21 protein-coding genes are annotated in these 24058 nt (G+C 59.2%); 13 read left to right on the forward strand and 8 right to left on the reverse strand.

Translation table 11 applies throughout. The features are described 5' to 3' along the window. Nucleotides 1-13 precede the first annotated feature (13 nt). On the forward strand, nt 14-760 hold the full coding sequence (locus tag D5067_RS07860) for a GntR family transcriptional regulator (RefSeq protein WP_119936974.1): 747 nt from the start codon (nt 14-16) through the stop codon (nt 758-760). On the opposite strand, the gene D5067_RS07865 is transcribed toward D5067_RS07860, so the two are convergent. From D5067_RS07865 to D5067_RS07875, 3 genes are read right to left on the reverse strand one after another with little or no spacing between them, the layout of a single operon-like run. Then, nucleotides 734-1687, reverse strand: a complete 954-nt coding sequence (locus tag D5067_RS07865; protein WP_119936973.1) for a PfkB family carbohydrate kinase — start codon at nt 1685-1687, stop codon at nt 734-736. The two genes, D5067_RS07860 and D5067_RS07865, sit on opposite strands and share 27 nt — an antisense overlap. Next, on the reverse strand, nt 1684-2688 hold the full coding sequence (locus D5067_RS07870; RefSeq protein WP_119936972.1) for an ADP-ribosylglycohydrolase family protein: 1005 nt from the start codon (nt 2686-2688) through the stop codon (nt 1684-1686). The genes D5067_RS07865 and D5067_RS07870 overlap by 4 nt, the downstream gene beginning before the upstream one ends. Next, a complete protein-coding gene (locus tag D5067_RS07875) occupies nt 2685-3962 on the reverse strand; it encodes a nucleoside permease (RefSeq protein ID WP_119936971.1) in 1278 nt (425 codons plus the stop codon). Before D5067_RS07875 ends, D5067_RS07870 begins: the two co-directional genes overlap by 4 nt. Nucleotides 3963-4213: 251 nt before the next feature. On the opposite strand from D5067_RS07875, the gene fbaB reads away from it, so the two are divergent. Then, the gene (gene fbaB, locus D5067_RS07880) at nt 4214-5266 is read left to right on the forward strand and encodes a class I fructose-bisphosphate aldolase (RefSeq protein ID WP_119936970.1); all 1053 of its coding nucleotides are present in this window, start codon (nt 4214-4216) and stop codon (nt 5264-5266) included. A gap of 54 nt (nt 5267-5320) precedes the next feature. Here fbaB and D5067_RS07885 read toward each other — a convergent pair whose 3' ends face one another. The 3 genes from D5067_RS07885 to D5067_RS07895 all read right to left on the reverse strand — a co-directional run bounded on the left by D5067_RS07885 (nt 5321) and on the right by D5067_RS07895 (nt 9093). Next, the gene (locus tag D5067_RS07885; RefSeq protein ID WP_243544823.1) at nt 5321-6628 is read right to left on the reverse strand and encodes an RbtT/DalT/CsbX family MFS transporter; all 1308 of its coding nucleotides are present in this window, start codon (nt 6626-6628) and stop codon (nt 5321-5323) included. A 96-nt stretch (nt 6629-6724) separates the two neighbouring features. Next, nucleotides 6725-8332 (reverse strand): FGGY family pentulose kinase, encoded by a 1608-nt coding sequence (locus tag D5067_RS07890; protein WP_119938555.1) that lies wholly within the window; start codon nt 8330-8332, stop codon nt 6725-6727. Nucleotides 8333-8343: 11 nt separating this feature from the next. Next, a complete protein-coding gene (locus D5067_RS07895; protein ID WP_162497953.1) occupies nt 8344-9093 on the reverse strand; it encodes an SDR family oxidoreductase in 750 nt (249 codons plus the stop codon). A gap of 162 nt (nt 9094-9255) precedes the next feature. Here D5067_RS07895 and D5067_RS07900 point away from each other — a divergent pair, with 162 nt between their 5' ends. Then, on the forward strand, nt 9256-10287 hold the full coding sequence (locus D5067_RS07900) for a LacI family DNA-binding transcriptional regulator (RefSeq protein WP_119938553.1): 1032 nt from the start codon (nt 9256-9258) through the stop codon (nt 10285-10287). Here D5067_RS07900 and D5067_RS07905 read toward each other — a convergent pair. After that, nucleotides 10284-11231, reverse strand: a complete 948-nt coding sequence (locus D5067_RS07905) for a sugar-binding transcriptional regulator (RefSeq protein WP_119938552.1) — start codon at nt 11229-11231, stop codon at nt 10284-10286. The genes D5067_RS07900 and D5067_RS07905 overlap by 4 nt on opposite strands. Nucleotides 11232-11442: 211 nt before the next feature. Here D5067_RS07905 and dalD point away from each other — a divergent pair, with 211 nt between their 5' ends. The 10 genes from dalD (at nt 11443) to D5067_RS07955 (ending at nt 22992) form a co-directional block, all read left to right on the forward strand. Then, on the forward strand, nt 11443-12810 hold the full coding sequence (dalD, locus tag D5067_RS07910) for a D-arabinitol 4-dehydrogenase (RefSeq protein WP_119938551.1): 1368 nt from the start codon (nt 11443-11445) through the stop codon (nt 12808-12810). A gap of 9 nt (nt 12811-12819) precedes the next feature. Further along, nucleotides 12820-14283 (forward strand): xylulokinase, encoded by a 1464-nt coding sequence (gene xylB / locus D5067_RS07915; protein ID WP_119938550.1) that lies wholly within the window; start codon nt 12820-12822, stop codon nt 14281-14283. A 68-nt stretch (nt 14284-14351) separates the two neighbouring features. After that, nucleotides 14352-15629 carry an RbtT/DalT/CsbX family MFS transporter gene (locus D5067_RS07920; protein WP_243544824.1) on the forward strand — a complete coding sequence of 426 codons (1278 nt, stop codon included), beginning with the start codon at nt 14352-14354 and terminating at the stop codon, nt 15627-15629. A gap of 44 nt (nt 15630-15673) precedes the next feature. Beyond that, nucleotides 15674-16339, forward strand: a complete 666-nt coding sequence (locus D5067_RS07925) for an HAD family hydrolase (RefSeq protein ID WP_119938319.1) — start codon at nt 15674-15676, stop codon at nt 16337-16339. Nucleotides 16340-16636: 297 nt separating this feature from the next. Further along, on the forward strand, nt 16637-17791 hold the full coding sequence (locus tag D5067_RS07930) for a mandelate racemase family protein (protein ID WP_119938318.1): 1155 nt from the start codon (nt 16637-16639) through the stop codon (nt 17789-17791). Nucleotides 17792-17824: 33 nt separating this feature from the next. Next, nucleotides 17825-19441: an ABC transporter substrate-binding protein gene (locus D5067_RS07935; RefSeq protein WP_119938317.1), complete on the forward strand. Its 1617-nt coding sequence runs from the start codon at nt 17825-17827 to the stop codon at nt 19439-19441. Next, on the forward strand, nt 19438-20475 hold the full coding sequence (locus D5067_RS07940) for an ABC transporter permease (RefSeq protein WP_119938316.1): 1038 nt from the start codon (nt 19438-19440) through the stop codon (nt 20473-20475). The genes D5067_RS07935 and D5067_RS07940 overlap by 4 nt, the downstream gene beginning before the upstream one ends. After that, entirely contained in the window at nt 20472-21377 is a 906-nt protein-coding gene (locus D5067_RS07945; RefSeq protein ID WP_119938315.1) for an ABC transporter permease, read from the forward strand. Before D5067_RS07940 ends, D5067_RS07945 begins: the two co-directional genes overlap by 4 nt. Continuing rightward, the gene (locus D5067_RS07950; protein WP_119938326.1) at nt 21349-22209 is read left to right on the forward strand and encodes an ABC transporter ATP-binding protein; all 861 of its coding nucleotides are present in this window, start codon (nt 21349-21351) and stop codon (nt 22207-22209) included. The genes D5067_RS07945 and D5067_RS07950 overlap by 29 nt, the downstream gene beginning before the upstream one ends. 9 nt (nt 22210-22218) lie before the next feature. Continuing rightward, the gene (locus D5067_RS07955; protein WP_119938314.1) at nt 22219-22992 is read left to right on the forward strand and encodes an ABC transporter ATP-binding protein; all 774 of its coding nucleotides are present in this window, start codon (nt 22219-22221) and stop codon (nt 22990-22992) included. 80 nt (nt 22993-23072) lie between these two features. Here the strand turns inward: D5067_RS07955 and yegS are convergent, their stop codons facing one another. Then, entirely contained in the window at nt 23073-23972 is a 900-nt protein-coding gene (yegS, locus tag D5067_RS07960) for a lipid kinase YegS (protein ID WP_119938313.1), read from the reverse strand. Between the last annotated feature and the right edge of the window lie 86 nt (nt 23973-24058).

Here is a 24058-nt window from a genome sequence, read left to right on the forward strand (position 1 = left end):
GAGAAAAACAGAGATGGAACAAGCGCATACCCGGCTAATCGCTCAGCTGAATGAACGGATTTCGGCAGCAGATAACACCCCGCTGTACCTGAAGTTTGCCGAAACGGTAAAAAATGCGGTACGCAGCGGCATGCTGGAACACGGCAATATTCTGCCCGGCGAGCGCGATCTGAGCCAGCTAACCGGCGTGTCGCGCATTACCGTGCGCAAAGCGATGCAGGCGCTGGAAGAAGAGGGCGTGGTGACGCGCGCCCGGGGTTACGGAACGCAGATCAACAATATCTTCGAGTATTCGTTAAAAGAGGCGCGCGGGTTTTCTCAGCAGGTGGTGCTGCGGGGCCAGAAGCCCAACACCCTGTGGGTCAACAAGCGGGTGGTGAAATGCCCCGAAGAGGTGGCTAACCACCTGTCGATTGCGCCGGAGAGCGAGGTTTTTTTGCTCAAGCGCATTCGTTACGTTGATGATGACGCGGTCTCTATTGAAGAGTCCTGGGTGCCGACCGGGTTAATCCCCGACCCCGATGCGATTGGCGTCTCGCTGTACGACTACTTCCGCAGCCAGAACATTTTCCCGCAGCGCACACGCTCGCGCGTCAGTGCGCGCATGCCGGACAGCGAGTTCCAGGCGCACATTAAGATGGACGAAAAAATACCGGTGCTGGTGATCAAGCAGGTTGCGCTTGACCAACAGCACCGGCCGATTGAGTACAGCATCAGCTACTGCCGTAGCGACCTATACGTCTTTGTGTGCGAGGAGTAAGTCCTCCCGCTCGGGCGCACAGTCGCCGCCGCGGTGGCTGACCACCCAGGCGGCTACCGCATTCCCCAGAAGCACGGCATCTGCCAGCGACCATCCCGCCGCCAGCCCGGCAAGCGTACCGCCCGCATGGCTGTCGCCTGCGCCAATGGTATCCACAACCGTGGCGGGAAACGCCGGCACAACGCCCGAGGCATCGCCGTCGTACCAGGCGGCACCGTCTTTATCATGACGCACAATCAGCGCCGCGCCGAAACGCTGCTGCCACTTCGCGCCCAGGTTCTCAGCCTTTACACCCAGTTTTTCAGCCGCTATTTCCGCTTCCTGACGATTAAGCGACACGATGGGCCTGCAGGCCATAATCCGCGCCATCAGCGCGTCGGGAATGTCCGCGATGCGGGGGCCGAAATCGATAAAGGCCGTCACGTCCTGTAGTCCTTCCAGCCAGCCCGTCAGCAGCTCACCGGAGGGTGAGGCCAGCTGATAGCCGGACAAAGAGACCAGGCTGTTTCGCGGCACGTTAAGCCCGTCAAGCCAGCTCTGCTGCCACTGGTTCTCCACGCCGCTAAAGGACATAAAGGTTCGCTCGCCGTCAGGCTCCACCAGCGCCAGACACCAGCCGTTATCCCCGGCTTCGGCCTCCACGGCGCTGTGCAGATCCTGCTTCGCCATCGCGTTGCGGATAATATCCGCCCACACGCCGTGGCCGACGGGAAGCGCGTTTTGCGCCGAAATCCCCAGCCGTTTCAGGGCGATGGCGATATTCAGCGCGCAGCCGCCAATATTTACACCCTGCTGCTTGAGCTCGATATCGCACCCGCGCCATGGCAGGGCGTAGGCGTCGGCGATAACGTCAATTACCGCCGCGCCCAGCACCGTCACCGGGCGCGTGGCGTGCAGCGTTTCAAGGCGTTGGGCAAACGAACTCATACGCCCTCCCTTTGCTCCCGATAGTGCAGGAGCTTTTCGCAATAGTGGCCAAAGTCGAGCCGATTAACGGCGTCGAGCTCGGCTTTCAGGGCCGGATCAATCGACTGCACGCCGTGCAGCGCGCCGCAGATGGCCGTTGCCATCGCGCCAATGGTGTCGGTATCGCCGCCCAGGTTGGCGCATAAAATGGCGCAGCGGTTCGGGTCGGTTCCCGCCAGCTCGACCATCGCGATGGCAGCCGGTACGGACTCAATGGTGCTGGTGCCTGCGCCGATCAGCTGATACACCTGCTCGCTGGCGGATTCTGTCCCGTTGGCTTCTCGTACGGTTTTCAGTGCCAGCTCAATACGTGCCGCAAGCGATGCGCTGAAGGTGGTGGTTTTCGCTTCCTGCGCATAGCGGGCGATACCGGGCAGCGCATCGACGATGTTCTGCCAGCGTTCGCCGTCGATGGCGCGTGAAATTGCCCACGCGATAACAGCCGCACCGGCAATGGCGAGATCGGATTTATGCGTCGGGCTGGAGGCCAGCGCCACCTGCTCAACAAAATGCGCCAGACGGGTGGCTGGGAGCAGGCAGCCCAGCGGGGACGCGCGCATCGCCGCCCCGTTGGTGACGCCGTTGTTCTCCAGTTCACTCACCGGCTTGCCGTCGCGAATGGCGTTCAGGGCAATTTTCGAGGTTGGCCCAAGCACGTTCTTATTAAACGCGTCGAAATCCAGCGCCCAGCGAAGAATATGCTTGCCGATAACGTCCGCGTTAATCTGCCCGTCGCACTCGATAATCGCATCCGCCAGACAGAGCGCCATCGAGGTATCGTCGGTGAACTCGGCCTGGTTGAAATAGCATGCCGCGTTATTCTCCGCCGGGCCGGGTAAGAAACGGTCAATCCAGCCGAAGTGCGCCTTGACGCGCGTTCTCGGCCACAGTTCCGACGGCATGCCCATCGCATCCCCTAACGCCTGCCCGTAAAGAGCACCGAGAATACGTTCTTGTTTCATTTAACTTCCCCTTGTGTCAGCGCGGTATCGCCATCAACCACCTCAATTGCGGTGATCTCTTTATCCGATTCGCGGAAAAACAGCATAAACAGCACGGCAATCACCGCAATCATGATTGCACCAAACGTCCACATTCCGGCCCAGTTGAAGGTCAGCCCATTCACCGGCTCTTTGTATGCGAACATTTTCTCCATCATCACGCCGCCCAGGCGGTATCCCAGCAGGCTACCAAAGCCCTGACAGCACAGCGTAATCAAGCCCTGCGCCGCGGTACGCATGTGCGCCGGCGCCTTTTTGTCCACGTAGATGTACGCGGTCACGTAATAGAAGTCATAGCTCACGCCGTGCAGCAGAATGCCGAGGAACAGCAGGGCGTAGGTGAAGTACTGATCCGCGCCGCCGTAAACGAAGAAACCGTAGCGGATGGCGGCGGTGATAAGCCCCAGGAGTAAGACCTTCTTAATACCAAAGCGTTTGGTGAAGAACGGCAGCGCCAGCATAAAGAAGATTTCGGAGAACTGGCCGAGGGTCATCCAGCCGGTGGCGTTTTTCATCCCCACTTCGGTCAGGTAGCCGTTGGCGAAGATGTAGTAAAACGCCAGCGGCATCGCGAACAGGAACGAGCAGAAGAAGAATACCAGGAAGTTTTTGTCGCGCAGCAGGATCAGCGCGTCCAGCCCCAGCATTACCTTGACGTCCAGCTTGCCGGTGCTCTTTGGCGGAGTATTCGGCAGGAAAAGGGCGAACACGCTCAGCAGCGCGGAGCTGGCGGCGGTCATCAGCAGCGGGATGTTGGTGTCGGAGATATCGCTATAGCCCATCATCTGCGGCAGGAACCCGCACGCCAGGCCCGAGGCGATCCAGCCGATGGTCCCCATCACGCGGATGCGCGGGAAATCAGCCTCAACGTCGTCCACGTTGGCGAAGGCAATGCTGTTGGTCAGCGCGATGGTCGGCATATAGGTGAGCGAGTAGGCCAGCAGCAGCGGGAAGAAGGCGCTGAACTCGGTTTGCTGCGCGGCGAAATACATCAGAATGGCGCCGGCGAACATCAGCACCGCCAGCACTTTCTGCGCGGCGAAGAAGCGGTCGGTCAGCGAGCCGACAAGAATAGGTGAGAGGATCGCGGCAATCGCGGTACAGGCATAAGACCAGCCAATTTCCCCGGCGGTAAAGCCGCTTTTGCTCAGCCACAGCCACAGCGGCACGAACCACGCGCCCCAGATAAACCATTCAACAAACATCATGAATGACAGTTGGACTTTCGTTTTCATTGTTTAATCCTGCATGTCAGAGAGGGTACGCCTTTAACATACCATTTGATGATACCTTTTAAATACCTTTAAGGCGATTGTTTGATCAGTGTAACAAAATTGTTGTACATGAAACGAGCCAGCAGATTGTGCTTAAAAAAGTTGCAGACGGTGGAAAATCTGTTAAGTCGGTACCAGGCTTAGTCTGCCTGCAAAAATGTGGGTTTGGATTACACGCTCCGACTTCTCGTCGGACTTACGGGAGCATCACTATGACTGATATTGCGCAGCTGCTTGGCAAAGACGCCGACGGCCTTTTACAGCATCGTTGTATGACCATTCCAGCCGACCAGCTCTACCTGCCCGGCCACGACTACGTAGACCGCGTGATGATGGATAACAACCGTCCGCCTGCCGTGCTGCGAAACATGCAGACGCTCTACAATACCGGACGTCTGGCCGGCACCGGTTACCTCTCCATTCTGCCGGTTGACCAGGGCGTTGAGCACTCTGCTGGCGCATCCTTCGCGGCCAACCCGCTCTATTTCGATCCGAAGAACATTGTTGAGCTGGCGATTGAGGCGGGCTGTAACTGTGTGGCATCCACCTACGGCGTGCTGGCCTCCGTTTCCCGCCGCTATGCCCACCGCATACCGTTCCTCGTTAAGCTGAACCACAACGAAACCCTGAGCTACCCAACCGAATATGACCAGACCCTCTACGCCAGCGTCGAGCAGGCGTTTAACATGGGCGCGGTGGCGGTGGGGGCGACCATCTATTTCGGCTCCGAGCAGTCGCGTCGGCAGATTGAGGAGATCTCTGCGGCGTTCGAGCGCGCGCACGAGCTGGGGATGGTGACCGTACTGTGGGCCTATCTGCGAAACAACGCGTTCAAGAAAGACGGCGTGGATTACCACGTGTCAGCCGATCTGACCGGCCAGGCGAACCATCTGGCGGCGACCATTGGCGCGGATATCGTGAAGCAGAAAATGGCCGAAAACAACGGCGGCTACAAGGCGGTGAACTTTGGCTACACCGACGATCGCGTTTACAGCAAGCTGACCAGCGACAATCCTATCGATCTGGTGCGCTACCAGCTGGCGAACTGCTACATGGGGCGCGCGGGCCTGATCAACTCCGGCGGCGCGGCGGGCGGTGATACTGACCTGACGGACGCGGTGCGTACGGCGGTGATCAACAAACGCGCGGGCGGCATGGGGCTGATTCTGGGCCGTAAGGCGTTCAAGAAAACCATGGCTGACGGCGTGAAGCTGATCAATGCGGTTCAGGATGTGTATCTGGACAGTAAAGTGACGATTGCCTAATCGCACGCATCTTCCTGCCGGGATAAGCGTGACCCGGCAGGAAAATTCTTTGGCTTACTCCTTAAGCGTTTCAGGATGAGGAGTACTCAGCAGACCCGCGGTTCCTCTCCTGCTGCTCTTTGCTTCTTCTAATCCCGGCTGCGTGACGCTGATAAAGGCGCACAGAACAAATGCAAGCAGATACAGCACCGTGTAGGCGATGACCACGCCGAGCGTGCTGAACCAGGGCAGCAGCACCACGGCAATCGCCGGGGCAAGGAAGTTAGACAGACCGGCCGAAAGGTTATATACCGATATCGCCGCCCCCTTGTGCCGCGGCTCCAGCGCCGGGAACACCGCCGCCATCGGTACAAAGGCCGCCACGAAAATCCCCAGCGCGAAGGCCGGCACCAGCGCCATGGCAAAGTTATGTCCGAAGTGCTGCGGAATGTAGTAAAACGCCAGGCTGGAGAGCGCCATCCCGATGCAGCCAAACCAGCGCACCACCCGCATCCAGCCCATTTTTTCCGCCACCACGCCCCAGAACACGTTCGAGAAGATGGTGGTGAAGAAGAATACCGCCCAGATCTGCAGCCACTCGGAGGTGGTGAAGCCCAGCTCGTCAACAAACATCATCGGCATGATGACGGCAAACCCGAACAGGGAGAGGGTGTTGATGATACGCACCATGCTGGAGAGCAGAATGCTGCGGTTGGTGTAGAGCAGCGTCGCCGCACGGCCCAGCTCGGCGAATTTTTCCCGGGTCGAGAGATGATGCATGTGAGTTGGGGTTTTGACGTTGCGCAGGGATACCATGGCGATGATTCCCCCCGCCAGGCAAAACGCCAGCGCCAGCCACAGGGTACCCATCTCCCCGATGTGCGGAATGGTGAAGCTCGGAATATAGCTGCCCGCCACGCCAATACCCACGGAATAAACCGCCCAGTACCAGCCCAGCGCCGAGCTGGATTTATCGCTACGCACATTATGAATAATAACCACGATGAAGGCGTACAGAAATAACGGATAGGCCAGGCCGCGGATCCCGTAAAACAGCAGAATTAATCCGTAATTTGCCTGACCCAGACCAAAAACGAGAAACAGGACGTGGAAAACGCACCACAGGACGAAGCCAATCAGCATGGTTTTTTGCGGGGTGATGATTTCAGCGACCACGCCGGAGATCCAGGCGGAGAGCGCCGCCGCGAGACCGTAGAGCGTAAAGGCGAAAGAGGCCTCTGCAGGCGTAAAGCCCAGCGATTTAATATAGTGCGACAGGAATGCCAGCTCGAAACCGTCACCCGTCATAAAGACCGCGATTGCCAGATATCCCCATAGCAGGTTCAGCGGCAATCCCAGCCACTGTTTATTTATTTCGGACATATTGACCTCTTTTGTAGCGTACAGGTGAGCCCACACCGGAAATATTCCGGCGTGAGTTTTTTTATTGTCTTTTTATCTAAATATAATGAAGCGTATTTATTCTCTGATTATTGTCGCAGTCCGTTGTAGCTGCTTATAAGCCTCGTATCGACGCAGATGAAGGGAATGATAGTTCGCTTGCGGATAATAATATTTATCCACGTGGGTAAATTGCTTCATGGCATCGGTCACCGAAGGGGCAATATTTCCCGCCACAGCCCCGAGGATGGCCGAACCCAGTAATACCGGCTCGCTGCACCGGGTCGCTAACACCGGCAGCCCGCAGGTATCTGCCAGCAGCTGGCGGACGAAAGGGTGCTGGCCCGCGCCGCCGCTGATGACGATATTTTCGGTCCGTACGCCGCATTCACGCTGGGCGTCAATGATTTGCCGCAAGCCGTAACCGATACCGCACAGGCCGGCCACATATAGCGCCATCAGGTTATCGACGTCGTTCTCCATGCCCAGCCCGCAGATCGTAGCCCGCGCGTGGGGATCGGCAAAGGGCGCGCGGTTACCCAGAAATTCGGGCACCACGTGCAGTCCGGCTGCCAGGGTCACCGCCTCTGAGGCGGTGGCGAAGGTTTGTAAAAGCCTGTCTGCCAGGTACACCGGCAGCGGCAGGCCTGACTCCTGTGCCAGCTGGCGCGCTTCCAGCGCGGCAGGATGGAAACTTAACAACCGATCGATAGCGGCACCCGCGGCGCTTTGTCCGCCCTCAATCAGCCACAGTCCAGGTACCATGGCGCTAAAGTAAGGCCCCCAGACGCCGGGCACAAAAACGGCGCTCGCGGCGCTGGTCATGGTGCACGATGAAGTGCCAAAGACATACGCGAGGTTATTCAGCGCGCCGCCGCCAGCGCCCACGGTCCCTATACCGCCGGCATGGGCATCAATTAACCCTACCGCTACCGGCGTGCCTGGCAGCAAGCCCATCTCACGCGCGGCCTGCTCCGTTAAGCCCTCGCCGCAAGGGGTGCCGGGGGCGGCAATATGCTGGCCGATGCGGACAAAATCTTCTCCGGCCAGCTCGTCCAGGCCAACGGTGCGGAAATAGTCCGGGTCCCAGCGGTTCTCATGGGCCAGCCACGTCCATTTACAGGTCAGGGTACAGATGGAACGGGTGACATCGCCGGTCGCGCGCCAGGTCAGGAAATCGGCCAAATCGAAAAATTGCCAGGCGCGATCGTAGACCTCACGATGGTTTTCTTTCAGCCACAGCAGCTTCGGCGTCTCCATTTCGGGCGATATTTTCCCGCCAACGTAGTCCAGCACCGGATGATGGGTGGCGTTGATGCGCTCCGCCTGGTCTGTCGCACGATGATCCATCCAGACGATGATATTGTTTTCTGCTTCACCGTCGGGGCTGACCGCCAGCGGTTCGCCGTCTTCGTCCAACACCACCAGCGAGCAGGTGGCGTCAAACCCGATGCCGGCAACGCTCTGCGGGGCCGTTCCGGAGCGCGCCAGCGCCTCGCGGATGCAGTGGCAAACGGCCTGCCAGATCTCGGAGCTGGACTGCTCCACGCGGCTTCCGCTGCGGTGCACGGTGGCAATTTTCTGCGTCGCGTGGGACAGCAGCCTGCCGCTGAGATCGAAAATGCCTGCGCGAACGCTGCCGGAGCCGACGTCTACGCCGATAACGGTTTCTGGTGTACTCTTCATCCTCATTGTCCTTAAAGATCGACGCTGTTAGGCAGAATCACCAGGTCCCGGACGGTAACGTTCTTCGAACGGGTCACCATGAACAACACCGATTCTGCGACCTCAATCGGCTGCATCAGGCTACCGTTTGCCAGCGCTTCATCCATTTTGGCCTGCGGCCAGTCGTCGAGCAGAGCCGTCACTACCGGCCCAGGCAGGACGGCCCCCACGCGTACGCCATGTTCCGCGACCTGACGACGGGTGGTATGCACGAACGCCTGAACGGCAAATTTGGACGCGGTGTAGATCGGCTCCCAGATAACAGGCACCACGCCGGCAATGGAGCTGGTGAAGATAATATCGCCTGACTTCTGGGCAATCATATGCGGCAGTACGGCGCGAACGCAGCGGAAGGCCGCGTTGATATTCAGGTTCAGCACGCGATCCCAGACGTCCGGGTCGCCTTCAGCAACCGGCCCACCGATGTACGCGCCTGCGTTGGCGTGAAAAATATCGAGGCCGCCGGCGAGGCCGACAATGTCGCTCAGCATAGCGTCGACTTGCTCGGGCTTGAACAGATCGATTTGCAGGGCAAACGCGTTCTCGCCCAGCTCGGCGACAATGCGCTGAAGCTTCTCGCCTTCACGGTCGATTAACACCACCTTTGCGCCAGCGCCGAGCAGCGTTTTTGCACACTCCAGGCCAATGCCTGAGGCGGCGCCGGTGATAGCAGCGACTTTACCCTGTAGGGAAGTATTCATGGAGGGGACAGAGTGATTCATTTTATAATCCTTTAAGCAGAGATGATTTTTAGGGTGCGTCTGCTTTCGCGTGAAGAACGGGGGTTCTGACTGACGCGTGAAGCAAACTGCTCAATCGATGAAGCAGATCTAGCACTTGCTTATTTCTCCAGCAAGAGACATTCAAAATGAAGAGGCGATTTTGTGACGCGCGTTGAGAAAACGAAGAAAACGACCATCTACGATCTGGCGGAACTCACCGGCGTTTCCGCCAGCGCGGTGAGTGCTATTTTGAATGGCAACTGGAAGAAACGTCGCATCAGCGCCGGTCTGGCGGAAAAGGTGACCCGCATTGCGGAGGAGCAGGGCTACGCGATTAACCGTCAGGCAAGCCTGCTCCGCAGTAAGAGATCGAACGTTATCGGCATGATCGTGCCGAAATATGACAACCGCTATTTCGGCTCTATAGCGGAAAAATTTGAAGAGATGGCGCGTGCCAGAGGGCTGTTGCCGATTATTACCTGCACACGCCGTCAGCCGGAGCTTGAACTGGACGCCGCCCGTGCCATGCTCTCCTGGCAGGTTGACTGGGTCATTGCCACGGGGGCGACACACCCGGACAAAATTGCTGAACTCTGTCATCAGGCGGGCGTGCCTACGCTAAATCTTGATCTGCCGGGTACCCTGGCGCCCTCCATCATTTCGGATAACTACGGCGGCGCAAAGATGCTGACAGAGCGGATCCTCGCCAGCAGCTTTAAACGCTTTGGTTCGCTGGCACCGCTGACCTTCGTGGGCGGACGCCGGAGTGATAACAACACCGCCGAGCGCCTGCGCGGGTTCCTCGATGCCCATCGGGCCCACGGGCTGACCGTTCCGGAACCGCAGCTGCTGGTCACCGGGTACTCGTCATCACGCGTGGAGGAGCAGCTCAGAGCTACTTTCCCGTCGCCATCGACGACGCTAAAAGGGCTGTTTGTCAATTCGACTATTTCGCTGGAGGGGGTGGTACGTTGGCTGGCCCAAAACGGGCAGACTGGCCTAAACCAGCCACCGATGGGCTGTTTTGACTGGGACCCGTTTGTCTCTCTGCTGGGACATGACATCGACATGGTGCGACAGGACGTCTCAGCGATGCTGGAAAAGGTATTTGAAATTCTCGATTCCGGTGATGCCTCGGTCAGGCGAATTGAGATCCCACCGGAGCTGATTGGCAGCCAGAGCGTCACGGGCTAGCCCTGACGCGTCAGCAGCCAGCGCGCGGTCTGCTCATCCGTCACCAGCCCGTTTACCCAGCCGCCTTTGAGGGCGGCAAGGATCGCCGGGCGTTTATCTTCGCCGCAGGCGGCCGCAATGCGTGGGCACTGGCCCTGACGAATATCGTAGCTGGTAATCAAGCGATTAATCTGGCTGTCGATGACGTTGCCGTCGGCATCGATAAAGCGTCCGAGTATTTCGCCTACGCCACCGCGCAGGGTCAACTCTTCCAGCTGTGCCTCATCGATAAAACCGTCTTTGAAGATAGGGCTCTGCCTGCCCAGCGCCCCGATGCCGACAAAAATCACATCTGCCGCATCCGCAACGGCGCCGACGTTACGGAACAGGCGGTTTGAGCACCACATTTCATGTTCCTCGCTGGACTGAGCATAGCGCGGCGCCGGCCACTGGTAATATTTGCCCTGAATTTTACGCGCCAGCAGCAAAGGCACATCATCGTAATAGTTACATTGCCCGTGCTCGTTCATGGCGCTGATCAGGGCGACACAGCGGGTGTTGTGGCTGTCAAAATCGATACGCTTGATGGTTTTTTTTAGCGTCAGTCCGGAGCCAATTCCGACCACCGTGGGTTTATCACCCTGCAGGTAGCGGGCCATCAGCTGATAACAGCCAAACGTCACGCTATCCAGCGCGCTTTCATTGCGGTAGACGGGCACAATGTTGCAGTGGGTAAGTTGATACTTTTCCGCGAGAAGCTGCGCATAATCAAGGCAGTTAGCGACAGGGTGATGAAGCCCAATCGAGACAATGCCTTCCTCTTTCGCGGCGGCAATCAGCCGCTGCACCACCGGTCTTGAGGTGCCGAGCTCGCTGGCAATTTCGCTTTGATTAAGCCCGGCGATGTAATACATCCATGCCGCCCGCACCTTTTGATCGAGCCTGATGTCATCTTCTTTGCTCACGTTTCCCTGCCTCAAGAGTGGGGTTGAGGGCGGTCAACGCCCACAACAATTGTCTGTCATTCTGGCGGGAGCTACGAGTTGAGGCAAGCGGTTTGCTCCTTTCTGGTCATTTGTAATTTCATTGGTCATTTGCTCTTTTGTGATCTACGGCTCTTATTTTAAACAAATGATCCTCTACAGTTCAGCTATAACCTCACTGGAGAACAGAACAATGACCGAGAAATACACATGGCTACATATTGGGCTTGGGTCTTTTCATCGTGCGCATCAGGCGTGGTATCTGCACCGCCTGATTGCCGGCGGCGATACGCGCTGGCACATCGCTGCCGGCAATATACGCAACGATGCCGAACATGTAGTGCAGGCGCTGGCCGCGCAGAAGGGGCGATATGTACTGGAGACCGTCAGCCCAGAAGGTGAGAGAGACTATGAAGAGATCGCCTCGATTCAGACGCTGATCCCGTGGCAGGCGGATTTGCAGCCGCTGATTGCCGAAGGGGCGAACCCGCAGACTCGGGTCATTGCGTTTACCGTGACGGAGGGGGGCTACTATCTGGACACCAGCCACAGGCTGGACGTGGCCAATGCCGATCTGACGAGCGATATACAGGGCGGCTGTAAAACCATCTACGGGACAATTGCCCGGATGCTCGAAGCGCGTATGGCGAACGGAGCGGGTCCGGTAACCCTGCTTAACTGTGACAACGTGCGGCATAACGGCGAGCGCTTCCACGACGGGCTGGTTGAATTCTTAACCCTCAGCGGCAAACAGAGCGTCATCGACTGGCTGAGCGCTAACGCGACCTGTCCGAATACCATGGTGGATCGCATCACACCGCGTCCGGCAGCCGACCTCCCGGCGCGCATTAAGGCCCGGACGGGCATAGACGATAACGCCCCGGTTATGGGTGAACGCTTTATTCAGTGGGTGGTTGAAGACAATTTCCGCGACGTTCGTCCGGCGCTGGAAACGGTGGGCGTAGAACTGGTGGGATCCGTCATCCCCTATGAAGAGGCGAAGATCCGCATCCTCAATGCCTCCCATAGCTGTATCGCCTGGGCGGGGACTCTGGTGGGGCAGCAGTATATCCACGAAAGCACGCTGACAGAATTTATCTACAAGATTGCCGACCGCTACGTAACGGAAGATGTCATTCCCTGCCTGGGGGATAATGGCATCGATCTGCCAGCCTACCGCGACGTGGTGCTTAAGCGTTTTACCAACCCCTGGATTCAGGACACCAACCAGCGCGTGGCGGCCGACGGGTTCTCGAAGATCCCGGCCATGATCGCCCCAACGCTGCGTGAATGTTACCAGCGCGGCGCACGGCCTGAGGCTACCGCAATGTTGCCTGCGCTGTTCTACGTCTATATGGAGCAGTGGCATCACGGCAAGCTGCCGTACGAATATCAGGACGGTATCCTCAACGCCTCTGCGGTACATGCGATGTTCGAATCGGACGATCCGATAGCCCGGTATGCCAGCGATACCGCCCTGTTTGGCGATCTGGCCGGCCGCGAGGACTTTGCCGCGCTTCTGCGTGAAAAAATCGCTGACGTTTACGCGCTGATTAACTGAGAGGTGGGTATGTATCTGGGCATCGATCTTGGCACATCAGAAGTAAAGGCGCTGGTCATTGACGAAAATAACGGCGTTGTCGCCACCCATAGTGCGCCGCTGACGATACAGCGTCCGAAGCCGCACTGGTCTGAACAATCGCCGGAAGCCTGGTGGGAGGCAACCGAATACCTGATTGCAACCCTCCGGGAGAAGTGCGGCCACCGCTGGCAGGCGATAAAAGCTATTGGCCTTTCCGGGCAGATGCACGGTGCGGTACTGCTTGATGCCGCGGGTGAACCCCTGCGTCCGGCCATCCTGTGGAATGACACCCGCTGCGCGCAGGAGTGCGCAGAGCTGGAAGAGATGGCGCCCGAGCTGCACCAGGTGGCGGGGAACCTGGCAATGCCGGGGTTTACGGCGCCCAAGCTGCTCTGGGTGCGCCGGCATGAGCCGCAGAACTTCAGCCGTCTCGCCACCGTGCTGCTGCCGAAGGATTATCTGCGCTTCAAAATGACCGGTAAAAAGATCTCTGATATGTCGGACTCGGCCGGGACGCTGTGGCTGGATGTGGGAAAACGGGACTGGTCTGATGCGCTGCTGGGAAAATGCGGTCTGTCGCGTGCTGCCATGCCTGCGCTGGTCGAAGGGTGTGAGGTCTCGGCGGTACTCGAACCTGCGGTGGCGCGGCGGTGGGGTCTGAACCCCTCGGTTATCGTTGCCGGCGGCGGGGGAGATAACGCCGTTAGCGCGATAGGGGTAGGGGCCGTTTCACCGGGCGATGCGTTTATTTCGCTCGGCACCTCCGGCGTGCTGTTTGTTGTCACGGATGCCTATCGTCCGGCGCCGCAGTCCGCCGTGCACGCGTTCTGTCAGGTGCTGCCAAACCTGTGGCACCAGATGAGCGTGATGTTAAGCGCCGCCAGCTGTCTTCAGTGGTTTTGCCGTCTGGTGGGCGTCACGGAGCTGGAGCTGCTTGAGGAGATCGCCCAGCTAAGCGATGCGGAGAAAGCGAGCGCGCCGATGTTCCTGCCGTACCTGTCCGGGGAACGTACGCCGCATAACGATCCCAATGCCCGGGGCATGTTCTGGGGGCTAACGCACTCCAGCCAGCGTGCGCTGATGGGGTATGCGGTGCTGGAAGGCGTTAGCTTCGGGATTGCCGATGGCCTTCGCGTGTTGCAGGAGAGCGGCACGCAGATTGAACAGTGTTCTCTCGTCGGCGGCGGGGCGCGTAGCCCTTTCTGGGCCCAGCTGCTGGCCGATATCCTGGCGATGCCGGTGGTGACGCATAAGGGCGGTGAAACCGGCGGCGCGCTGGGGGCTGCACGGCTGGCCTGCCTCGCCGCCGGTAAGCCGCTGGCTTCCGTGTGCGAAAAACCTGAAGTCTATAAAACCTGGCGCAGCGATCCGGCGCGCCACCGTGCGCTGATGACGCGTTACCGGCAGTTTAACTCGCTTTACCAAAACGACCTGAACTACCGAAACCCATAATTTCTGTGGCAAAGACCCTCCGGCGATGCTGCCGGAGCGGTTCCCTGTACCCTAAAAACGAGGTCAATATGTCGTTAAATAATAAACAATGGCTGGGATTACCCCTGAGTCTGGTCTGGGGGTATATCGCTATCGCGGTCTTTATGACGGGCGACGGTTTCGAGCTGGCATTTCTGTCGCACTACATTAAGGCGCTGGGCTTCACGCCTGCAGAGGCCTCTTTCGCCTTTACGCTCTACGGTCTCGCGGCGGCGCTCTCCGCCTGGATCTCCGGCGTGGTCGCTGAAATCATCACCCCGCAAAAAACCATGCTGATTGGCTTCGTCCTGTGGTGCGTTTTCCACGTCCTGTTTCTCGTTTTTGGTCTGGGTCAGGCAAATTATGGATTAATTCTGCTGTTTTACGGGATCCGCGGCCTGGCCTATCCGCTGTTCCTCTATGCCTTTATCGTCGCGATTGTGCATAACGTTCGCAGCGACAGTACCAGCGCGGCGCTGGGCTGGTTTTGGGCGGTCTACTCTATCGGCATCGGCGTGTTCGGCAGCTATATCCCGAGCTTCACCATTCCGCACATCGGGGAGATGGGCACCCTCTGGCTGGCGCTGGCATTCTGCGTAACCGGCGGGATCATTGCGCTGGTCTCTCTGCGTAAGGTGGAAACGCCACGTCATATGCAGACCCTTTCCACCCGGGAAAAATTCGCCGAGCTGGGCCGTGCGGCGACGCTGCTCTACACCAACCGCAGCATTCTGCTCTCCAGCATGGTGCGTATCATCAACACCCTCTCCCTGTTCGGGTTTGCCGTCATCATGCCGATGATGTTTGTTGACGAGCTGGGCTTCACCACCTCCGAGTGGCTGCAGGTCTGGGCGGTATTCTTCTTCACCACCATCTTCTCGAACGTGTTCTGGGGCGTGGTGGCGGAAAAAATGGGCTGGATGCGGGTGGTGCGCTGGTTTGGCTGCATCGGGATGGCACTCTCGAGCCTGGCGTTTTACTACATTCCGCAGCACTTCGGACATAACTTTGCCATGGCGCTGGTGCCGGCCATCGCGCTGGGGATTTTCGTGGCGGCCTTTGTACCGATGGCGGCGGTGTTCCCGGCGCTGGAGCCGCGGCACAAAGGGGCGGCGATTTCGGTATATAACCTTTCGGCCGGTCTGTCTAACTTCCTTGCCCCGGCGATTGCCGTGGTGCTGCTGCCCTGGTTCAGCACGCTCGGCGTGGTCATCGCCTATACGGTGCTGTATGTCGTGGCCTTCATCCTGTGTCCGTTTATTCGGGTTGAACAGCCTGGGTTTGTTCGTCAGGAAGCCTGTAAGGGTGAAACGGTCGGAATTTCGTAATTTATTCAGGCCTGACGGCAGCGTCAGGCCATTCACGGAGGCGTATGATGGGTGCTAAGGCGGTAATTTTTGACATGGATGGCGTCATCATTGACTCCGAAGGGCTGTGGCGCCAGGCGCAAAAAGAAGCCCTGGCAGGCTGGCGTGCTGAGGTCAGCGACGAAGAGTGTGAGTTACTGACAAAAGGCAAGCGGCTGGATGAGATTGCCCGGACCTGGTGCGAACACTGTAGGCTTGAGGCCGATCCTGCACTGATTGAAGCGGCCATCCGTCTGCGCATCATCGAACTGATTGGCCGGGAAGGCAAAGCGATAGAGGGCATCTACGACGTGATGACATACTTCCGTGAGGCAGGCTACCGGATTGCACTTGCCACCTCTTCGTCGTATGAAATCGTGCATGCTGTGCTAGAGAAACTCAGTATCGGCCACTATTTTGAGGTCATTTGCAGCGCCGACGATGAACGCTACGGTAAACCGCATCCTGCGGTCTATCTCTCTGCGCTGCGAAAATTAGGCCTGGCGGCCTCACAGTGCATAGTGGTTGAGGACAGCCTGAGCGGCTACCGTGCTGCCCTGAGCGCGGGGCTAAAAACCCTCGTCGTTTCGCCAGCGTGTCATCACGCCAGCTTTAAAGATGCCATTGGCCGGTATGCGTGTATGCATGCGCTGCTCGAAACGCTTGCCGTTCCAGCCCCGGAAGCGGGTTAACTGACTGATTCGTAAGCGCAGAAGTTCCTGCGGGTTGTTGCCGGTCAGCACATTCCTGCTTCTGCGCTTACCTTCAGAAAACCTTTCCCGATCCACCTCACATTTCCCCGCGCTTTTGTGAAAATTGTCACGTCCGACCGTGCAGATGCCCAAAAAATAGCCTCTCCTTAACGCGTTTTGTCCGAGGACGTGCTGATTTTTTATGCTTAAATTAGATATTGAAACGCATTTTTAAAATCATAAAACCCCTTTGCCATTTTCTGCTTCTGGGCTTTTCGCCGAACTTAAGGACCGATAATGAAAATTGAATCTGTAAACGTCACCGTTTTCCAGTACCCGACGCGTCGGGTTTCTGACGCCGCCGGGCACTCGCACCCTGGGCCGGAAAGCATGGCCAAAATGGCGATGCTGACCATCACGGCAGAGGATGGCACCCGCGGATATTCCTTCGCGCCGCCGGAAGTGGTGCGCCCCTTTGTGGTCAACACCTTCTTTCGCAAAGTGCTGGTCGGCCAGGACGCGTTCAACCGCGAGCGCATCTGGCAGGATCTGGCGCACTGGCAGCGGGGAAGCGCGCATCAGCTGACCGAGCGCGCGCTGGGCTTCGCCGAGCAGGCGCTATGGGATCTGATTGGCCGCAAGCTCAATATGCCGGTCTGGAAGCTGCTGGGCGGCTATCGCGACAAGGTCCCGGCCTACGGCAGCACCATGTGCGGTGACGACCTGCCGGGCGGATTATCCACGCCGGAGGAGTATGCCAGCTTTGCCGAGACGCTGGTGGCGCGCGGGTACAAGGCCATCAAGCTGCACACCTGGATGCCGCCGGTCTCCTTTGCGCCCAACCCTAAGATGGACGTCAAAGCCTGCGCCGCCGTGCGTGAAGCGGTGGGGCCGGATATCGATCTCATGATCGACGGCTACCACTGGTACAGCCGCACCGAGGCGCTGTACATCGGTAAAGAGCTTGAGAAACTCAACTTCGCCTGGTTCGAAGAACCGATGGAAGAAGAGAGCATGGCCTCCTACGCCTGGCTGGCGGAAAATCTGTCGATCCCGATTATCGGGCCGGAAAGCCTGGGCGGAAAGCACCACAGCCGCGCAGACTGGATCAAAGCCGGAGCGTGCGACATCCTGCGCGCGGGGTCAAACGGCGTGGGCGGCATCTCTCCGACGCTGAAGGTGGCGAACCTTGCGGAAGCCTTCGGGATGGACTGCGAAGTTCACGGCAACGGCGCGGCGAGCCTGGCGGTGATTGGCGCCATCAAAAACTGCCGCTGGTACGAGCGCGGCCTGCTGCACCCGTTCCTCGACTACGACGAACCGGCGGCGTACCTCAACAGCCTGGTCGATCCGATGGACGAGGACGGCATGGTCAGCCTGCCGACCCGCCCGGGGCTGGGCGAAGACATTAATTTTGCATATATCGAAGCCAATACCGTCAGCCACGACTGACAGATAAAAACGTACCCTACAGGCGATATATACATGAAACGATCTCCCTTAGCCGGGGCGTGCCTGCTCGCGCTCTCGCTGATGATGGGGAGCGGTGCGGCATATGCAAAAACGCCGCCCGACCAGCTCATCATCGGCATGAATATGAACAACCTCCTGACACTCGACCCGGCGGCGATGACCGGTAACGAAGTGGTCGGCATAGTGGTCAATCTCTACGATTCGCTGGTGGAGCTGGACCCGAACGCGCTCACCAACGTCCGGCCCGCGCTGGCGACGTCCTGGGATATTGCCCCGGACGGCAAAACGCTGACCTTTCACCTGCGCGACGACGTAACGTTCCACTCCGGTAATCCGCTGACGGCGGAGGACGTGGTCTGGTCAATGCGCCGCCTGCTGCACCTCAACCTGGCCCAGGCTTCGGTGTGGAAATCCTACGGATTTTCTAAAAAGAACATTGATAACCAAATCAGCGCCCCGGATGCATACACCGTGCAGATTGTCCTGCCAAAAGCCAACGACCCGCAGCTGGTGATTTACTCCCTCGGCGCGCTCGGCAACCTCGGCGTGCTCGACAGCAAAACGGTGCAGCAGCACGCGGTCAACAACGACTGGGGCAACCGCTGGCTGACCACTAACGAAGCCGGTTCCGGCCCGTTTATGCTGGAAACCTGGCAGGCGAAGGACGTGCTGCGCATGCAGCGTAATCCGCATTACTGGCGTGAAGCATCGAAGATGAGCCGCGTGGTGCTGCGCCATTTCCAGGAGTCGCAAACTCTGCGCCTGATGATTGAAAAAGGCGACCTCGACGTTGCCAACAACATGGCGGTGGCGGACATCAACGCCCTGCGAAAGGACCCGCAGCTTACCGTCGAAGCCGTGCAAAAGGGCACGGTCTACTACGTGGCGATGAGCATGAAAGAGCCGCATTTCGCTAACCCGAAGGTGCGCGAAGCGGTGCGCTATCTGATTGACTATCAGGGCATCAACAGCGCGCTGATGCCGGGCTACGGCGTGCTGCACCAGCGCCCCATCAAGGCCGGAATGCCGTCCACGCTGCCGGACCCGGGCTATAGGCTCGATATCCCGCGCGCCAAAAAGCTGCTGGCGGAGGCGGGCTACCCGGACGGGTTTGACACCACCCTGCGTGTGCTGGCGGATCAGCCGTTCCTCAATATCGCCATCGCCGTGCAGTCAACGCTGATGCAGGCGGGCATTAACGCCAAAATCATCACCGGCACCGGGAACCAGATCTACGGCGCAATGCGCGAGCGCAGGTTCGATATGCTGGTCGGGCGAGGCGGCAGCGGTGTCGAGCCGCACCCGCACTCCAGCCTGCGCGCGCTGGTCTACAACCCGGACAACAGCGACGAAGCGCGTCTAACCAACTTTCAGGGCTGGCGCACCAGCTTTTACGATAAGCCGCTTAACGAAATGATCGACAAGGCCCTGCTGGAGCGCGATCCGAAAAAACAGATTGCCGACTACCAGCAGATCCAGGTGCGTTACGACGAACTGATCCCGGCGATGGTTCCGCTGTCGCAGATGGTCGATTCGGTAGTGGTGCGTAATGAGGTGAAGAACTTCCAGTCGCACCCGTCGGCCACCACTTTCCTGCGTGACGTCTACAAAACCGGAGGTGATAAATGAGCGTGGCGATCCTCTCTCCCGGCTCCCGGACCCGGCGCTTCTCAAAGCGGCTCACGCAGGTGCTGGTGACGCTGTTCGGCCTGCTGCTGCTGACCTTTTTCATCGGCCGCGTGATGCCCGTCGACCCGGTGCTGGCGATCGTTGGTCCGGATGCTGACCACAGCACCTACCAGCAGGTCTATCACCAGCTGGGGTTCGATAAATCTCTGCTGACGCAGTTCGGCATTTACCTCAGCAACCTTCTGCACGGCGATCTGGGCAACGCGCTGCTGACGGGCAAACCGGTGACCGCCGATATCCTGCGCGTCTTCCCGGCGACGCTGGAGCTGGCGACGATGGCGATTATCGTCGGCGCGGGCCTGGGCATTCCGCTGGGGGTACTGGCGGCGGCGCGGCGTAACAGCGTTTCCGACTACGTGGTGCGCATTATCAGCCTGGCGGGCTACTCGACGCCTATTTTCTGGGTCGGGATGATGGGGCTGCTGCTGTTCTACGCCTGGCTTGGCTGGGTGGGAGGCGCAGGGCGTCTGGATCTTGGGCTGGAGGGATTAGTCCCGCGCCGCACCGGGCTCATGACGGTGGATGCGCTGCTGGCCGGAAACGGTGCGGTATTCTGGAACGCCATTAATCACCTGGTACTGCCCGCTTCCCTGCTCGGCTTCCACTCGCTGGCCTACATCAGCCGCATGACCCGCAGCTTTATGCTGGCGCAGCTGTCGCAGGAGTTCATCATCACCGCGCGGGTGAAAGGCCTGACCGAACGTCAGGTGATCTGGAACCACGCGTTTCGCAACATCCTCGTTCAGCTGCTGACGGTGGTGGCGCTGGCCTACGGCTCGCTGCTGGAAGGGGCTGTGCTGATTGAGACCGTCTTCTCCTGGCCTGGCTTCGGTTCGTATCTCACCGGCAGCCTGCTGCTCGGGGATATGAACGCGGTCATGGGCTGCGTGCTGCTGGTGGGGGTTATCTTCGTGATGCTCAACCTGCTCTCCGACATGCTGTATCAACTCTTTGACCCGAGGACGAAATCATGACCGTTTCTCTGGATACGCCGCTGGGGGCAGGGCCGTCCGAAAGCCGCCAGCGTTTCAGGCGCACGCTGGGCCGCGCCGCCGGTTTTGTCGGCAAGATGGCGCGCAACCCGCTCACCGCGATTGGCGGCGGGATTATCCTGCTGCTGCTGATCGTGGCGGCCTTTGCGCCGCTGATTGCCCCGTACAATCCGCTGGTTCAGGACCTTAATAACGCGCTCGCCGCCCCGAACGCGCAGAACTGGTTCGGCACCGACGAGTTTGGCCGCGACATCTTCAGCCGCCTGGTGTACGGCTCGCGCATTACGCTCTATATCGTGCTGCTGGTCTCCGTGACCGTCGGCCCCCTGGGGCTGCTGCTGGGCGTCACCGCAGGCTATTTTGGCGGCAGGGTGGACGCGGTGCTGATGCGCGTCACCGATATCTTTATCTCCTTCCCGAGCCTGGTGCTGGCGCTGGCGTTTGTGGCGGCGCTCGGTCCCGGGCTGGAGCACGTAGTTATCGCGATTACGCTTACCGCCTGGCCGCCGATTGCCCGTCTGGCGCGCGCCGAAACGCTCTCTCTGCGTCAGGCCGATTTTATCTCCGCCGTGCGTCTGCAGGGCGCGTCATCGGCCCGCGTGCTGTGGCGCCACATCGTGCCGCTGTGCCTGCCGTCGGTGATTATCCGCATCACCATGAACATGGCGGGGATTATTTTGACCGCCGCCGGGCTGGGCTTTCTCGGCCTCGGCGCCCAGCCGCCGGAGCCGGAGTGGGGCGCGATGATCTCAAGCGGTCGCACCTACATGATGGAGTGCTGGTGGGTGGTAACTATTCCGGGGCTGGCGATCCTGATCAACAGCCTGGCGTTCAACTTCTTAGGAGATGGCCTACGTGACATCCTCGATCCTCGCAGCGAATAACCCTTTGCTCGACGTGCGCGATCTCCACGTCGACTTCATCAACGGCGGCGCGGTCACCCACGCGGTGCGCGGCGTCTCTTTCCAGCTCGGACGTGAAAAGCTGGCGATTGTCGGCGAGTCCGGCTCCGGCAAATCTACCGTCGGGCGGGCGCTGCTGCGCCTGCATCCGGCCAAAGCGCAAATCAGCGCCGCGCGAATGCAGTTTGGCGACGTCGATTTACAGGCCGTCAGCGAGGCGCAGATGCGCGGCATTCGCGGCAAGCGTATCTCGATGATCATGCAGGACCCGAAATACTCGCTGAACCCGGTGGTCTGCGTGGGCGATCAGATTGCTGAAGCCTGGCTGACCCATCACCCGGGGCGCAGGGCCGAAGCCAAAGCCAAAGTGCTGGAGATGCTGGACGTCGTGCGCATTCGCCAGCCCGAGCGGGTGTATCGCCTCTATCCGCACGAGATTTCCGGCGGGCAGGGGCAGCGCATCATGATTGCGATGATGCTGATCGCCGACCCGGAGCTGGTGATTGCCGACGAACCGACCTCGGCGCTGGACGTGTCGGTGCGTTTACAGGTGCTCGGCCTGCTCGACGACCTCGTGCAGTCCCGCGGGCTCGGGCTGATCTTTATCAGCCACGACATCAACCTGGTGCGCAGCTTCTGCGACCGGGTGCTGGTGATGTACGCCGGGCGCGTGGTGGAGTCCATTGCCGCGAAAGACCTGCACAACGCGAAGCATCCCTACACGCAGGGGTTAATCAGCGCGCTGCCGGAAATCAACCATCGCCGCCCGACGCTGCCGGTATTACAGCGTCAGGCCAGCTGGCTCACCGACTAAGGAGCAGAGATGATCGAGATTACACACCTCAACCTGGCGTTCGGCGAGGGCGAGAAGCGCAACCAGGTGCTGGATGACGTAAACATCAGCGTGAAGGAGGGCGAGATTTATGGCCTGGTAGGGGAGTCCGGTTCGGGAAAAACCACGGTGCTCAAATGCCTGGCCGGGCTGTTTACCCACTGGGACGGCGAGCTGGCGATTGACGGCAGGCCGCTGGAAAAGCGCATTAGCCGGGAACGGTGCCGTCGGGTGCAGATGGTGTTTCAGGACCCGTACGGCTCGCTGCATCCGCGCCACACTATCGGCGATATTCTGGAAGAGCCGCTGCAGATCCACGGCATCAGCGATCGGGAGCGGCGCATTTATACCTTGCTGGACAAGGTGGGGCTGAACCGGGCGTTTCGCGACCGCTATCCGCACCAGCTTTCCGGCGGCCAGCGCCAGCGCGTGGCGATTGCCAGAGCGTTAATTCTGGAGCCGCAGGTGCTGCTGCTGGATGAGCCAACGTCGGCGCTGGACGTCTCGGTACAGGCGGAAATCCTCAACCTGCTGGCGGAGCTTCAGCGCGAATCAAATCTGACCTACCTGATGGTGACGCACGATCTGGGCGTGATTGCCCACCTGTGCCAGAAGGTGGCGGTGATGCAGTACGGCAAAATTCTTGAAAGCCTGACCGTGGACGAGCTGGTCGCCGGGCAGGCCAAAACCGACTATACGCGGATGCTGGTCAATGCCAGCCAGCAGTATTCCCGCGAGATGGCGCGAGAGGTGGCGGTGTATTAGGTGTGTGCGGTTTGGTGCCCTCACCCCGGCCCTCTCCCACAGGGAGAGGGAGAAAAACGTAGCCACCACCCGACAAAACCTCAGCGCAAGAGCTGACAGTCCGGCGGCAGCCTGCACTGCAGCGCGCCGGGAACAACTTCGATGCGGAATTTCTCTCCGCTCAGCGGTTCGCCATCAAGGTTAAACGTCATGCCGTGCGGGGCGATCACCTCAAACCACGCGGATTTCCCGGCAATAATATTTGGGCTTTCCTCGGGCTGCGTCAGCGTCGTGAACAGCGCGGGCAGCAGGCCATCACCGGTAAAAATACGCAGCTGCAGTTGACCGTCGTTGATTAACGCCTCAGGGCAAAGCTGCTGACCACCGCCCGCCTGACGCCCGTTGCCGATACCAATCACCAGCGCGTCGCCCTGCCAGTGAAAGTTTTCGCCGTTGATTTCGCAGCGGTCGGGCTTAAGGGTGTCCATGCGCATCAGGCCATGGATCAGATACGAGACGCCGCCCAGCGCCGCCTTCAGCTTTTCCGGCGTTTCGCTGGTGATGCGCGTACCGAAGCCGCCCGTCGCCATGTTGATAAAGCAGGTTTGGTCATTCACCTGAGCGATATCAACCGCAGTGGCCTTACCCAGGATTGCCAGCTGCAGGGCTTTGTTCAAATCTTCAGGAATGCCGGCGCTGGTGGCGAAATCATTCGCCGTACCGAGCGGTAAAATGCCCATTACCGGACGAGCGGCTGGCTGCAGATCGATAAGCGCGCCCGCGATTTCGTTGATGGTTCCGTCGCCGCCGCCGGAAATAATGGTCCCGACGCCCAGGCGTATACCTTCATCGATATACCGCGCCGCGTCGCCTTTCTCAAACGTTACTCGCACGTGAATGCGCGCACCGTCTTCCCGTAAATCGGTAATGGCCTGGCGCAGGATATCGTTGCCCGCGCTTTTGCCGTTGAGGATCAATAAACTGTCTGGATAGGTTGCCATCCGCGCTGCTCCCTTTTTTAGGTATAACAAGAGTGTATCTCAGGGAGGAAAAAAGCGGGTAAGAACAGGATGAAAGGCAAAAAATA

Origin of the sequence: Enterobacter huaxiensis (assembly GCF_003594935.2) — a bacterium.
GTDB lineage: Bacteria > Pseudomonadota > Gammaproteobacteria > Enterobacterales > Enterobacteriaceae > Enterobacter > Enterobacter huaxiensis.